The organism is Arthrospira sp. PCC 9901, assembly GCF_059013425.1.
Genome location: NZ_CP102296.1, coordinates 3,291,849 through 3,305,620, shown reverse-complemented (window position 1 = coordinate 3,305,620; position 13,772 = coordinate 3,291,849). Strand labels below are relative to the sequence as shown.

The 13,772-nt window shown below is 45.2% G+C and carries 12 protein-coding genes; 5 read left to right on the top strand and 7 right to left on the bottom strand.

The features are described 5' to 3' along the window. Positions 1–7: 7 nt before the first annotated feature. The gene (gene thrC / locus NLZ44_RS14360) at positions 8–1,318 is read right to left on the bottom strand and encodes a threonine synthase (protein WP_006618431.1); all 1,311 of its coding nucleotides are present in this window, start codon (positions 1,316–1,318) and stop codon (positions 8–10) included. 246 nt (positions 1,319–1,564) lie between these two features. Here thrC and NLZ44_RS14355 point away from each other — a divergent pair, with 246 nt between their 5' ends. Then, positions 1,565–3,037 (top strand): leucyl aminopeptidase, encoded by a 1,473-nt coding sequence (locus tag NLZ44_RS14355; protein ID WP_493750213.1) that lies wholly within the window; start codon positions 1,565–1,567, stop codon positions 3,035–3,037. Here the strand turns inward: NLZ44_RS14355 and NLZ44_RS14350 are convergent. Next, a complete protein-coding gene (locus NLZ44_RS14350; RefSeq protein WP_193520277.1) occupies positions 3,027–3,218 on the bottom strand; it encodes a hypothetical protein in 192 nt (63 codons plus the stop codon). The two genes, NLZ44_RS14355 and NLZ44_RS14350, sit on opposite strands and share 11 nt — an antisense overlap. Positions 3,219–3,396: 178 nt before the next feature. On the opposite strand from NLZ44_RS14350, the gene NLZ44_RS14345 reads away from it, so the two are divergent. Next, on the top strand, positions 3,397–6,099 hold the full coding sequence (locus NLZ44_RS14345) for a PAS domain-containing sensor histidine kinase (RefSeq protein ID WP_493750212.1): 2,703 nt from the start codon (positions 3,397–3,399) through the stop codon (positions 6,097–6,099). Here NLZ44_RS14345 and NLZ44_RS14340 read toward each other — a convergent pair. Together NLZ44_RS14340 and NLZ44_RS14335 are read right to left on the bottom strand one after the other, a co-directional pair. Further along, positions 6,062–7,033 (bottom strand): succinylglutamate desuccinylase/aspartoacylase family protein, encoded by a 972-nt coding sequence (locus NLZ44_RS14340; RefSeq protein WP_493750211.1) that lies wholly within the window; start codon positions 7,031–7,033, stop codon positions 6,062–6,064. The two genes, NLZ44_RS14345 and NLZ44_RS14340, sit on opposite strands and share 38 nt — an antisense overlap. Before the next feature lie 79 nt (positions 7,034–7,112). After that, the gene (locus NLZ44_RS14335; protein WP_111894713.1) at positions 7,113–7,667 is read right to left on the bottom strand and encodes an NUDIX hydrolase; all 555 of its coding nucleotides are present in this window, start codon (positions 7,665–7,667) and stop codon (positions 7,113–7,115) included. A 198-nt stretch (positions 7,668–7,865) separates the two neighbouring features. Here NLZ44_RS14335 and NLZ44_RS14330 point away from each other — a divergent pair, with 198 nt between their 5' ends. Then, positions 7,866–9,161, top strand: a complete 1,296-nt coding sequence (locus NLZ44_RS14330; protein WP_493750210.1) for an AMIN domain-containing protein — start codon at positions 7,866–7,868, stop codon at positions 9,159–9,161. Between the two features lie 6 nt (positions 9,162–9,167). Here the strand turns inward: NLZ44_RS14330 and NLZ44_RS14325 are convergent, their stop codons facing one another. Together NLZ44_RS14325 and NLZ44_RS14320 are read right to left on the bottom strand one after the other, a co-directional pair. Beyond that, positions 9,168–9,686, bottom strand: a complete 519-nt coding sequence (locus tag NLZ44_RS14325; protein ID WP_111892784.1) for a DUF3172 domain-containing protein — start codon at positions 9,684–9,686, stop codon at positions 9,168–9,170. 105 nt (positions 9,687–9,791) lie between these two features. Then, positions 9,792–11,012, bottom strand: a complete 1,221-nt coding sequence (locus tag NLZ44_RS14320; protein WP_315644850.1) for a M20 metallopeptidase family protein — start codon at positions 11,010–11,012, stop codon at positions 9,792–9,794. A gap of 195 nt (positions 11,013–11,207) precedes the next feature. Here NLZ44_RS14320 and NLZ44_RS14315 point away from each other — a divergent pair, with 195 nt between their 5' ends. Together NLZ44_RS14315 and pip are read left to right on the top strand one after the other, a co-directional pair. After that, positions 11,208–11,720, top strand: coding sequence for an FxLYD domain-containing protein (locus NLZ44_RS14315; protein WP_493750209.1), 513 nt, complete (start codon positions 11,208–11,210; stop codon positions 11,718–11,720). A 25-nt stretch (positions 11,721–11,745) separates the two neighbouring features. Further along, positions 11,746–12,693 carry a prolyl aminopeptidase gene (gene pip, locus NLZ44_RS14310; RefSeq protein WP_111892778.1) on the top strand — a complete coding sequence of 316 codons (948 nt, stop codon included), beginning with the start codon at positions 11,746–11,748 and terminating at the stop codon, positions 12,691–12,693. A gap of 79 nt (positions 12,694–12,772) precedes the next feature. Here the strand turns inward: pip and NLZ44_RS14305 are convergent, their stop codons facing one another. Further along, on the bottom strand, positions 12,773–13,771 hold the full coding sequence (locus NLZ44_RS14305; protein WP_006620710.1) for an ABC transporter permease: 999 nt from the start codon (positions 13,769–13,771) through the stop codon (positions 12,773–12,775). Position 13,772 lies beyond the last annotated feature (1 nt).

Below are 13,772 nucleotides of genomic sequence, written 5' to 3'. Positions count from 1 at the left end.
GCTAATCTTAAACCAAAACCTGTTGCCATTCTAAGCGATCGAGAGTCCGTGCGCGTTCGATCGCCACTTCAAAGCTATCTAGTTTCGGGTCAATGGTCAGAGGTTCGCCAATGTAGCCGTGAACCGCCTCCTGAGTTTTTAAGCCATTTCCAGTAATGTAAACAACAGTAGTTTCATCGGGGTCAATTTTACCCGCTTCCACCAGTTTTTTCAACACCGCAATCGTAGTTCCGCCAGCCGTCTCTGTAAAGATACCTTCAGTTTCCGCCAGTAATTTGATACCCTCGATAATTTCAGCATCATTAACTGACTCCACACTACCGCCAGACTTTTTGGCTAATTCTACTGCATACACACCATCAGCCGGATTACCAATAGCGATAGATTTAGCGATCGTATTAGGTTTAACTGGCGTAATAAAGTCGCGATTTTCCTTGAAAGCATGGGCTACAGGAGAGCAACCTTCCGCTTGTGCGCCACTAAAACGCACGGGTTTATCTTCCACTAAACCCACCTTAACAAACTCTTGGAAACCTTTATGAATCTTGGTATATAACGAACCAGAAGCGATCGGCGCTACTACATGATCTGGCAGTCGCCAACCTAACTGCTCTGCTACTTCAAAACCCAGAGTTTTAGAACCTTCCGAATAATAGGGGCGCAGGTTGATATTAACAAAACCCCAACCGTAGGTATTAGCTACTTCTGAACAGAGGCGATTAACTTGGTCATAATTGCCCCTAACTGCCATCAGAATCGGATTATAAATTAATGTTCCTAACACCTTCCCAGCTTCTAAATCGGAGGGAATAAATACACAACAATCTAATCCCGCTTTAGCTGCGATCGCTGCCGTAGAATTCGCTAAATTTCCCGTACTCGCACAGGAAACCGTCGAAAAACCTAACTCTCTAGCGCGGCTGAGAGCCACAGATACCACCCTATCCTTAAAGCTAAGGGTAGGCATATTAACAGCATCATTTTTAATATAAAGATTTTTTAGACCAAGGCGGCGGGCTAACCGTTCTGACTTCACCAACGGAGTCATCCCAGTTCCCACATCAATAACATTATCTGTAGCTACCGGTAAAAAGTGACGATAACGCCAGATCGAATTTGGGCCAGCTTCAATAGTTTCGCGAGTTACCAGTTGGCGAAGGTTGTCATAGTTATAGTGAACTTCCAGGGGACCAAAACACACCTCGCAAACGTGCTTGGCTTCCAGAGCATATTCCGCGCCGCACTCTTTACATTTGAGTTTATCAAAAGTAGCTCCGGCGGTGGGGGTGGTGGTGTGGTTATGGGTGGCCTGGGTCATGACACTTACCTCTGCTTTTTCTGCTGTTCTAACTGTTGGATGAAGACTATCACAGTTGTCAAATTCCCGTCAACCATACCCGACTTTTTTTGTCGGGATTAAGAAAAATCGCCGTAAATCATGGCTTTTCGCCGATAATGCCCGAGGGAATGGGGGTAGAAAAATTTGGGGTAAATAATTTACGCCCTCACGATAGGATTAAGAAAGATGACCCAAGTCGTACTTTAAAAGCATTGAGATTAAGACATGGAATTTAGAGCCACAGATACTAACCGCCTAGACTGGAGTGGAGATGTGTTAGCGATAGGTCTGTTTGAAGGACAAGTCGAACTGAGTGGGGATTTAGCAGAACTTAATCAAAAACTCGGTGGGACCCTACAAGAACTTATCGAAGAATCAGACTTTCAGGGAAAAGCTGATAGTAGTGCTTCTGGTCGTGTGGGTGGCAATAGTCCCATTCGTAAGGTGGTTTTAGTGGGGTTGGGGTCTGCTGAGGACTACACCCTAGAAGCTATCCGACGTGGTGCGGCTGCGTCAGGACAGGCGGCGAAAGCACTCAAAGGTAAAACCCTGGGTATCAGTTTCCCGGTGGGTAATGCGTCGGAGACGGTGGGGGCTATTGTAGAAGGATTAGAGTTAGTTCTGTATCAGGATAATCGCTTTAAGTCGGAAACTAAGGACAAAGAAATTCAAGTCGAGTCTGTAGATCTGCTAGGGTTTCCGGGTACAGAAGCAGCCATTACCCTGGCTCAACAGGTCTGTTCTGGGGTGTTCTTGGCGCGGGAGTTGGTGGCGGCTCCGGCTAATGAAGTTAACCCCATAACTATGGCAGAATTGGCTAAATCTCTGGCTGCTGAGTATGGGTTGGAACTGGAAATTTTGGAACGGGAAGATTGCGAAAAATTGGGAATGGGAGCATTTTTAGGGGTGGCTCAAGCCTCGGATTTGCCTCCTAAGTTTATCCATCTCACCTATAAACCCCAGGGAACACCGACCCGGAAACTAGCTATTGTGGGTAAGGGTTTGACTTTTGATTCGGGTGGTTTGAACCTGAAACCCACGGGTAGCGGCATCGAAATGATGAAAATGGATATGGCTGGGGCGGCGGCGACTTTTGGCGCGGCTAAGGCGATCGCCACCTTAAAGCCCACAGTTGAGGTGCATTTTATCAGTGCCGTAACCGAAAACATGATTAGCGGCCGTGCTATGCGCCCTGGAGACTTCCTGCGCGCTTCTAATGGCAAAACTATTGAAGTCAATAATACGGACGCTGAAGGGCGTTTAACTTTGGCTGATGCTTTGGTGTTTGCTGACCGCCTAGGGGTTGATGCTATGGTGGATTTAGCAACTCTCACCGGAGCCTGTATCATTGCCTTGGGAGATGATATCGCTGGGTTATGGAGTCCTGATGATCAATTGGCGCAACAGTTACAATCTGCTTCCCAAAAAGCTGGGGAAAAATTCTGGCGGATGCCAATTGAGGAAAGATATTTTGAAGGACTCAAGGCTATTCATGCTGACATGAAAAACACGGGACCTCGCGCTGGGGGTTCGATTACGGCTACTCTGTTCCTGAAACAGTTTGTTAAGGATACCCCTTGGGCTCATTTGGATATTGCTGGCCCAGTTTGGACAGATAAGGATAAGGGCTATAATAAAACTGGTGCGACCGGATTCCCTGTCCGAACCCTGGTGAATTGGGTTCTGGCTAATTCCTAACCAGGATGGCAATTCCCCTATGCAGTTCGGAGGCGATCGCCTGGGGGATTGCTCCCATTTTGCACCTTTTCTGGTTATGGCAATCAATGCTCCATTTCCCCGCCAACCGCCAACCCCTTGGTTGGTGACTAAATGCCTCCCATTCCGGTATCTTCTGGAATCCGGTTGTATTAACTTTCACCTATTATCACCATTACTATAGACATCTCAATATTGGGCAACTAATTTGCTAGGTTAATTATGCTTTTCAATGGGGATAACCACCGAATTATGGGTGCTTATAGATAGGTTTTCCCCTAGTGGATCAATATCTGCTCTCTCTGTTGACGGGAAGCGAACCCCAAAAAATAATTTAACAAATGCTAGAATTGTTGGTATATGTTTTTACCCAATTATTAACCTTTGAGCCTCATATAATGCTCAGGGGGTATAGCTTTTCGCCAGAATCACTATCAAACTGGCTACATTTGTGGTTAACTGCTGCGATCGCATTGGTTAGTTACTTGTCAGCAGGTATGCTCAACAATAGCTTATCAATCTATGGCGATCGCTGTCAATTATCAACCCCAAATCAACCCTTTTGGCGCGGCGGTGGTAATTTCATCGGTAACTCGGGGTTACTCAGCTTGGGGTTAGTCATGGCGGGGAATTTTCAAATACTTGACACAGAAATTCACTGGTATCCCGTCGGGGGAATATTTGTGATAACTATCTTAGCCATTTTAGGATTACTCGCTACCAACTTAATATTCTTTTGGCTGTGGTGGTTTCAGATACCTATGTTGGGGTTTATCCGCCGCCATAATTTGACATCTAGCCTAGATAATTCAGCCGCCAATAACTCCCCCAACTCAGGAAATCCCAATCCATTAACTATCAAAGTAAACGCCAAGATCAATAACTGGTCTGCGGAAGATACCATATCCCTGACACAATTTTCTATTGATAAAGCCGCCGATGCGATTTTTTGGATTGGAAGAGAAGGAGAAATTATTTATGTGAATGAGTCAGCTTGTCGCCTGTTGGGTTACTCCCCTAGCGAATTATTGTTATTGACTATTCATGATATTAACCCCGATTTTCCGCGAGAGTCTTGGGATTTGCATTGGCAAATACTGCGGCGCTGTGGGTCTTTAAAAATTGAGGCTCGTTATCGGACTAAACATAATCGCCTAATTCCCGTGGAAATGATGATTAATCATCTCAACTTTAAAGGTCAGGAATATCAATGTGTGTTTATCCGAGATATTAGCGATCGCAAACAAGTTGAGAGAATGCTGCGGGAACGTCAGGGAGAATTTCGCACCCTGGTTTCTAATATTCCCGGTGCAGTTTATCGCTCTAATTTAGACATCGATCGCACCATGACCTTTATGAGTCCGGGGGTGGAGTCTATTACTGGTTATAGCCCTAATGATTTGATTTTAAACCGAACTATCAGCTTTGCAAGTCTGATTCATCCTGATGACCAACAAACAGTTATAGACGCGATTCAAATATCCGTAGAAAAACGCCATCCCTATATTTTAGAGTATCGGTTACGGCGAGCCGATGGTTCCCAACGATGGGTTTATGATAAGGGTCAAGGTATCTTTGATGATGACCAACAAGTTTTATGTTTGGCGGGGGCAATTTTTGATATTACTAAACAAAAACAAGCCTCGGAAGCTCTGCGGATTAATGAGGAGAGGTTACAATTAGCATTAACTGGAACTAATCAGGGTTTATGGGATTGGAATTTAGGCACTGATGAGGTCTATTTTAGCCCTCAATGCCGACAAATGCTGGGTTATGATATGAAGCACATCAACAACCATCCTCGGTCTTGGTTGAAGCTGGTGCATCCTGAAGACCGCCATCAGGTGATTTATTGCTTAAAACAACACTGGCAAAATCACACGCATTTTTGTGAGGTTGAACACCGGATGTTTACCAATAATGGGGGTTGGAAATGGGTGCTTAATCATGGTCAGGTGGTGAGTCGAGATGAGCAAGGTAAACCCCTACGCATGACCGGGACAGTTAGGGATATTAGCGATCGCAAACAGGCTGAAGATGCTTTGCGACAGTCGGAAGCTAGGGAACGCGCCAGAGCATTACAGTTGGAACTAACCCTTAAACAACTCCGACAGGCTCAAGCACAATTAATTCAAAATGAAAAACTTTCCAGTCTGGGTCAAATGGTCGCAGGAATTGCCCATGAAATTAATAACCCAGTTACCTTTATTTATGGTAATATTAGTTATGCGGCTCAATATGTCCAAGACTTGTTGGCACTGATTGAACTATATCAGCGATATTATCCACAGCCAGTGGCGGAAATTCGCGATCGCATTGAGGAAGTAGAACTAGGTTTTATTGTAGAGGATTTACCCAGAATTTTAGATTCAATGGAAGTCGGTTCAAATCGGATTCGACAGATTGTTTTGTCTCTGCGGAATTTTGCGAGACTTGATGAGTCGGAAATGAAGCCAGTTAATATTCATGAGGGGATTGAGAGTACATTATTAATCCTACAACATCGACTCAAAGGACGACTTCCCACCTTAGAAAAACATGAGTTTCCCGAAATTAAAGTCATTCGTAATTATGGAGACTTACCCAAAGTAGAATGTTATGCGGGTCAACTGAATCAGGTATTTTTGAGTATTTTAAGTAATGCAATTGATGCGATTTTGGAAGTAGAAAAACTCGAAAATGGCTTGGTTGACTTCGAGCCTACTATTCAGATTAGCACTGCATTAATTAACTCTGATTGGGTGTCAATTAAAATTTCTGATAATGGTTTGGGTATGGAAGAAGAAGTGCGAAAACGATTATTTGAGCCATTTTTTACCACTAAACCCGTGGGTCATGGTACAGGTTTAGGATTAGCCATGAGTTATCAAATTGTGGCTAAACATGGGGGAAATTTAACCTGTAAGTCGGTACTAACTAAGGGGTCAGAATTTGCGATCGAAATTCCCCGGCGACCTTCTGTATTGAGCAAAACCGGACGATATTATCTCCAAAGTGAACATTATTCTAAGACAGAATATGAACGGGACTCTCTTCAGAGTTGAGGAGAGCTAAATTAACTATAGCATCCCCTTGATTAACTAAGGGATTTTGCTGATTTCCAATAACTAACCCATCAGCAGGAGCCCTGACTTTGACGCTGGTATCACCAAAAGCATCAGATATAACACCTAGTAGTTGGCGCTTATATACCCGTTCCCCCAACTCAATAGATAGTTGTAATATCCCACTACGAGAAGCACGCACCCATTGAGTATTTTGCACTTCTATAGGTTCCAGGGGAAAGTTATCAAATTGGAACTCATACATATCTAAGGTTTCCATCACCCGTAGGATACCTTGAACGCCAATATAAATAGCATGGGAATTAAATCGTAGCGCCTCCCCTCCTTCATATAGAAGAACCGGAATCCCTTTTTGAGTGGCGGCTTGACGGAGGGAACCATCCCTAAGTTGGGAGTGAATAATCACAGAAGCGCCAAAAGCGCGCGCACATTGGTAGGTAACAGGATCATCTAAGTTGGCTCGAATTTGTGGTAAATTCTTACGGTGACCTGATGCTGTATGTAGGTCAATTCCATGGGTGGAGTGATTGACAATTTCTTGGAGGAATAAATGAGCTAGACGGGAGGCGAGGCTTCCTCTTTTGGAACCCGGAAACGAGCGGTTTAAGTCTCGGCGATCTGGTAAATATCGAGATTGTTCGATAAATCCAAAGACATTGACAATGGGAACAGCAATTAAGGTCCCCCGCAACCGCTTGGGGGAAATTTTTTGCAAGACTTGATGAATGATTTCAACGCCATTAATTTCGTCGCCGTGAATAGCGGCACTTAGCCAGAGTATGGGTCCCTCTGTATAGCCATTGATGACGATAACGGGTAGGGATAGCATAGTTTGGGTGGGAAGGCGAGCCACGGGGATTTCGATGCGCTTAGTGCGTGCGGGGGGAATTGGGGTGCGGCAAATTTCAAGCATTAATGGACGATCGCTGGTCAGAAAGCGGAACTATAAGAATACACTTATGACATGATTATAGCAGATAATAGCTCATCGATTACTGAGTTTTTTTACTCTGGAGATATTCCCAGGCTAAAAAGATAGCAGCAATGGTTCCGGCTACTTGAATCTTTTGGGTGGCGATCGCATCTATAACTTCAGCCACTGGTATCAGAACCACTTGGATATCTTCGGTGGGGTCCAGTTGGGTCTGGTGCTGCAGTTGCACATTTTCCGCCAAAAATAGGTGAATAGAATTAGTGTCCTTGACGGGATTATCGTATAGGGTAGCTAGGGGAATTAAAGAGGAGGCGACATAACCTGTTTCTTCCCTAAGTTCCCGTAAGGCGGCGACGGTGGGGGTTTCGGTAGCCGGGTCAAAACCGCCAGCGGGGAGTTCTAATAAAATCTGCTCGACTCCATGTCGGTATTGGCGAACAAAAATCACCTGCTGGTCTTCGGTGACAGCAAAAACTAAGGCGACATCAGGCCGAATATTGATAAAAAAATCATCTATAATATTCCCATCGGGAAGGGCGATCGCATCTTGGCGCACCCGACACCAAGGATGATCTATGATCATTTGCGATCGCAGTCTTTTCCACTTTTGCATGAGTTTCCAAATCTAGGAGTTAGGGTTGCATTCTAACTAAAAACATGATACTAACTCCAGAGATGAGCTATAGTAGCAATCAGCTTTTCTCAGAAAACTTTTTTTGATGTGGCGATCATGCAAAACAAGTATAGACCGTTTCCAGTGTCACTTGGTTTTTCCAGTGCCGCGCCAACCCAACCACTCCCAATCGGGAAATTGACACGGCCGCGGTTCCCTAGTCTTTTCAAATTAGGTCTAACTACAGCGATCGCCACTTTGATAGTAGGTACAGAGGCGATCGTCAACACAGTTTTAGCCGTTACCGTTCCCCAGTGGACCCTCAACCCCAATAACGGAACCGTTCAAGTCCAACTACCAGAAGGAGTTAGACCCCGACTAGCCGTAGTCCAACAACCCAGCCGCATTATTATCGACCTACCAGATACAGATTTAGGTGTTAATGTCACCGAACTCTACGAGTCCGGCTTAGTGCGTCGGGTCAGCGTTAGCCAACTTGAACCCACCGTAGCGCGAATGACAATTGATTTCGCTCCTGGCTTCATTCTTGATGACAGAGAAATTCAACTCAGACGAGTTGGCGTAGAAAATCAGTGGGTATTGCGTCCCGTTTTGTTAGCCCGTCGTCAACCCCCCGCAGAAAATAACTTAACCACAACCCCCATAACTCAGTCTCCCACATCTGCCAATATTTCCCCCCAATTAACCCCCCAACCACGCCCCATCAGCGCCTTACCCAATCCTCAACCCCAGCCTTTCCCAGATGTTGAGTTTCTGCGAGTCCCCCTAAATCGCCCCACCCAAACCAGCTTGGTGAGACCAGAGCCACTTGCTCAACAAGTCGGAACTCAAATTCTCCCCATGTCTAACACAACTGCAGCTATCCCCTTTGGTCAACCTCTACCCACAGAATTACCACCACCTAGCCAAGGTTTTCGACCCGTACCAGAACCCCAACGCCCCGACCGTCGTATTTTATTACCCGTCGGTACAACTGTCACTCTCCAATATCCTGGAATTGACGATGTGCGCCTAAAATCCCAATTCAACCGCCAAGATGTTTTACTTTTGCAAGGGGGAATTGTAGACGCAGCAGGTAATTTTGTCGTACCTCCAGATACCCCTGTCGTCGGAAGGTTTGAAACCACTAATCAGGGAACCCGTTTTGTCGCCCAAGCCATTAACCTGGAAGGTCGTAGCATTCCCTTTGTGGCTGAATCAACTTGGATTCCAGGTGCGAGACCAATTAAGCCGGAAAATGTGGCTATTGGGTCAGGAGTTGGCGGTTTGGGAGGATTACTCGTTAGTGGTTTTGATGGATTGGGATTCCTAGCTGGGGCTGTGGGAGGGGCTGTTGTTGGCGCTATTAGTTCCCCTCAACAGCATATTCTTGAACCGGGTCAGGTTGTCCAAGTCCGATTGGTTCAGGAATTAGCCCAAAATGACTTTTTGCTAGGAATCACCCCAGCTTTACCAACTAGCCCACGATTTTAAAGGGTTTTAAAAGCGATCGGACTCTGGTCTAGGACGGTTCTGGATTAGACCTGATTGATTCAGAAAATCGTTCTGGGCGCTATTGTTTTGGTAGATACAGTTTACCTCTGCATCATCGTTCAGGTCTCCCGTATAGCCAAAGGTGTTCATCCGGTGTTTACAGTCTCTTTCGTCTTCCACGGTGATCAGGTTCCGCTGTCTCAGTAGAGCCCAGTTACTGGTCCGCAAAACGCATCCGGGTTGCATCCGAGGTTGAGCGACGAAAACACTAAACGGGTTCAGGGTCACAAATACCCGTAAATCTGTCACCATGGCACTGGCTCCGAATTTAACACAGATTTCTGGGTTGGGAGCGCTGCGATCAATGAATTCGCTGGATGCTACATTCTGGGGGGTTAGGGTGGCGGTGGAACTTATCGCCATACCTATACCAATTCCCAACACCAGAACGCCTGCTATCACTGCCATCGCGGTATAGTTAAAGGCGGAAGCTATGGGAGATGTGGGCTTAGTTCTACGTTTCATGAGCTTTTGGAATACCGTGATCAATTTTTATTCTCTACCGAGAGCTGCATTTTAAGGCTCTGCACCCTATTGTAGACATGACGATCGCTCTTTGGTATTCAGCAGTTAGGATTTTTCACCGCTAAACTTTTCTACACACCGCACAAACATTTCTACCCCCATACTTAGGGCGGTTTCGTCAAAGTCAAACCGAGGATGATGGTGCGGATAAGCTAAATTGCGATCGCTATTAGCAGACCCCATGAAAAAATAACACCCCGGTACTTCTTGCAGGAAAAATGACATATCCTCACCTCCCATAGTCTGACATTTTGGCACTATCCCCGCTGGGGTTTCTACCACACATTCCGCCACACTTCTCACCAAATTGGCTAGGGATGGATCGTTAATTACTGGCGGATAAGTTCGTTGATAATTTAACTCATATCTCGCCCCATGACTTTGACAAATTCCCGCCACAATTGATTCGATGCGGTTGCTAAAATATTCATTAAATTGAGGATTGAAATAGCGCACTGTCCCCTTGATTGTCGCTTGGTCTGCAATCACATTATGAGCATCTCCAGCATGGAAAGAACCCACAGTAACCACGGCAGACTCTAAGGGGTCAACATTCCTTGCTACAATGGTTTGCAGGGTATTCACAATTTGGGAACCTAACAAGATTGCATCTATGGTTTGATGCGGCATCCCTCCATGTCCCCCTTTCCCCAATATGCGACATTCAAAGATATCTACCGCCGCCATTAACGCACCAGCACGCACCCCCACCGTTCCCAATGGCAAATTATTCCACAAATGCAACCCCAAAATTGCCTCAACATCAGGATTTTTTAATACCCCAGCTTCAATCATGGGCAATGCGCCGCCTGGCCCCTCTTCAGCGGGTTGAAAGATTACTTTTATTGTACCACACAAATCCTGTCTGTGTTGCGATAAATAATAGGCAGTTCCTAGGGCGATCGCTGTATGTCCGTCATGACCGCAAGCGTGCATAATGCCATCATGACAAGATTTATAACTAACCTCATTTTCTTCTTGAATAGGTAAGGCATCAAAATCCGCCCGAATTGCTAAAACTGGCCCCGGTTGATGACCTTCAATAATGGCTACAATTCCGGTTTCGGCAATTTGTGTTTGATGATTAATTCCCCATTCCTCTAGTTTTTCGGCAATAAACTTAGCCGTTAGTTTTTCTTGAAATGCTAACTCTGGGTATTGGTGAATATGTCGCCGCCAGCTAACTAACCGTGGCTGTAGTGCTTGAATGTCCGGGCGAATTTTCTCGGTGCTGACCCGGTGGGGAGTGGAGACAGTTGCAGTCATAGATGATTTATAATGGCTGTGGGTGTACTAATTTTATCATGATTTTAGCAGATAATCAGCCCTAGGGGAATTCTGCCTTTTTCTTTCTCTAGGTGATGAAAATTGACAGCGATCGCGATAAAATTGGAGTGGTGCAGTCCTTAGCAATTCCTGCCCAGGCTAACCACCATCATCAGTATATATCAGATTCGACCTATGTTAAGTTATTCGCGGATTTTCTTAATCTCAGCATTAGGACTGGGAACCTTACTCCCTAACCCGGCTATATCAGTTCCCCATATAGTGGTTTCATCTCCATTGTTATTAGCCCAAAATCAACCATTCCAAATTAGTGAGATGCAAATGGTCACTAATGAAACCCTCACCGCCGGACGTTATACGGTAGAAGGTAAACTGACTAATCAGAGTTCAGAGGTAGTGCGATCGCTACAAGTAGTTTATCGTTTATACCGTCAGGAAGGTGATATTTTAGTGGAAGTAGAAAGCCACCAAGCCACCGTTAGCCCAGGGGAGTTACAACCCGGAGAAACTGGTAAATTTGGCTGGGCTTTTTCCGAGGTTCCCCAGGTGTTTTTCATAGAAGCGATCGCCTCAGAAAACGGAACCACAGAAATTAATCAGTGCTATGCTGATGGTTTAACTAGGCGAGAAATGTGTCGCCTACAGCTTAATCCTCAAGCCGTTTATCCCCTCATTATCAACAACTAATTACTAACCATAGGATAACTCAAACATGAGCCAACTTTACCCTCCCATAGAACCCTACGCCGAAGGAAAACTACAAGTTAGTTCCTTACATACCATTTATTTTGAACAGTCCGGGAACCCAGAAGGTAAACCCGTGGTGATACTTCATGGGGGACCCGGCGGCGGATGCTTACCAGAATATCGTCGATATTTTGACCCCGAAAAGTGGCGAATTATCATGTTTGACCAACGGGGATGCGGTCAAAGTATCCCCCATGCAGAATTAGAAGAAAATACGACTTGGCATTTAGTAGAAGATATCGATCGCCTGCGAAATCACCTAAATATTAACAGTTGGGTGGTGTTTGGTGGTAGTTGGGGAAGTACCCTATCCTTAGCCTATAGTCAGACTTACCCCCAGCATTGTCAAGGGTTGATTTTGCGGGGTATTTTCATGTTAAGAAAAGCCGAACTACAATGGTTTTATCAGGAGGGAGCCAGCTACATTTTTCCTGATGCTTGGCAGGAATATATCAAACCTATTCCCCCAGAAGAACGTCACGATTTAATCTCAGCTTATTATCGTCGTTTAACCAGTGATGACCCCCAAATACAATTGGCGGCGGCTAAGGCTTGGTCAATTTGGGAAGCCAGCACCAGTAAATTATTGCCAGATCAGCATTTAATCGAAAGATTTGGTGATGGCAATTTTGCCACGGCTTTCGCTAGAATTGAATGCCACTATTTTGTCAATCAAGGTTTTTTTGAATCCGAAGACCAACTATTAGTTAATGTTCAGCGTATCCGTCATATTCCAGCGGCGATCGTTCAGGGTCGTTATGATGTAGTTTGTCCCATGAAAACCGCCTGGGAATTGCATCAGGCTTGGCCGGAAGCCGAGTTAATTATTATTCCTGATGCTGGACATTCCATGAGTGAACCAGGCATTCAAAAAGCCCTAATTGACATATCAGATAAATTTGCCACCTTGTAGGTTAGATACCCTCTCCCAGTGTAGGAGAGGAGAGGGGTGAGGATGAATATAACCGGGGTATGACGCACCGGAGGGGGGATTAATTCAGGTTTTCGAGTTTGATGCGAGGGTCTACTGATTTTAACAATAAATCCGCCAAAAGATTACCCAGAATCAGCATAACAGCACCCATCATTAAACTAGCCATAACTAGATAAAGGTCCTGTTGTCTAACTGCTTCTAAAGTTAACCTTCCTAGTCCCGGCCAGTTAAAAAAGGTTTCGGCAATAAAAGCGCCGCCTAATAAACTAGCAAATTCAAATCCTAATAAGGTAATTAAAGGATTAATGGCATTTCGGAGAGCGTGAACATAAATCACTCGGTTTTCTGGGAGACCTTTAGCGCGCGCCGTTTGGATATAGTCTTGACGTAAGACATCGAGTAATTGACCGCGCATGAGTCGCTGTAAACCCGCGAAACTGGTGATACTTAAAGCCAGGGTTGGTAAAATCATGTGCCAAGCAATATCACCGATTTTCCCCAAGAGAGACAAATCAGGATAGTCTATGCTGGTCATACCTCCAACGGGAAAAAGAGGGGAAGTTTTTTGGGCTAAAAATAGTAACAGTAAGGCGGTGATGAAACTGGGGAACCCTTGACCAGTGTAGCTGATTACTTGTAGGGTGCGATCGACTCGGCGGTTTTGATTAACGGCGGCCAAAATTCCTAGGGGAAGTGCGATCGCCCAAGTTAGAATGAGGGAAGAAATAGCTAACAGTAGGGTAGCGGGGACTCTTTCCCAGAGTAAATCCGTGACCGATCGCTGATTTTCAAAACTATAGCCAAAGTTCCCCCTAGTGACAATTTGGGTTAGCCAATTCCAATATTGGATAATAGGAGGTTGGTCTAATCCGAATTGTTCTCTAAACTGATTGAGAGTGTCCTCAGAAATTTGGGGATTATTGATATATTTATCAAGATAATCACCCGGAGCCAGTTGGACGATCGCAAAACAGAGTACAGAAGCCAATAGCAGAGTAATCAGCGCCTGAAAAAGTCGTTTCGCCACATACAACAAGTTATCAGAGTCAATGCTCATA

Bases quoted from the DNA above. Each gene is read 5' to 3' on its own strand.
- NLZ44_RS14325 (WP_111892784.1), bottom strand. From the start codon at position 9,686: ATGAAACGTAGAACTAAGCCCACATCTCCCATAGCTTCCGCCTTTAAC.
- NLZ44_RS14320 (WP_315644850.1), bottom strand. From the start codon at position 11,012: ATGACTGCAACTGTCTCCACTCCCCACCGGGTCAGCACCGAGAAAATT.
- thrC (WP_006618431.1), bottom strand. From the start codon at position 1,318: ATGACCCAGGCCACCCATAACCACACCACCACCCCCACCGCCGGAGCT.
- NLZ44_RS14355 (WP_493750213.1), top strand. From the start codon at position 1,565: ATGGAATTTAGAGCCACAGATACTAACCGCCTAGACTGGAGTGGAGAT.
- NLZ44_RS14315 (WP_493750209.1), top strand. From the start codon at position 11,208: ATGTTAAGTTATTCGCGGATTTTCTTAATCTCAGCATTAGGACTGGGA.
- NLZ44_RS14305 (WP_006620710.1), bottom strand. From the start codon at position 13,771: ATGAGCATTGACTCTGATAACTTGTTGTATGTGGCGAAACGACTTTTT.
- NLZ44_RS14340 (WP_493750211.1), bottom strand. From the start codon at position 7,033: ATGCTTGAAATTTGCCGCACCCCAATTCCCCCCGCACGCACTAAGCGC.
- NLZ44_RS14345 (WP_493750212.1), top strand. From the start codon at position 3,397: ATGCTAGAATTGTTGGTATATGTTTTTACCCAATTATTAACCTTTGAG.
- pip (WP_111892778.1), top strand. From the start codon at position 11,746: ATGAGCCAACTTTACCCTCCCATAGAACCCTACGCCGAAGGAAAACTA.
- NLZ44_RS14335 (WP_111894713.1), bottom strand. From the start codon at position 7,667: ATGCAAAAGTGGAAAAGACTGCGATCGCAAATGATCATAGATCATCCT.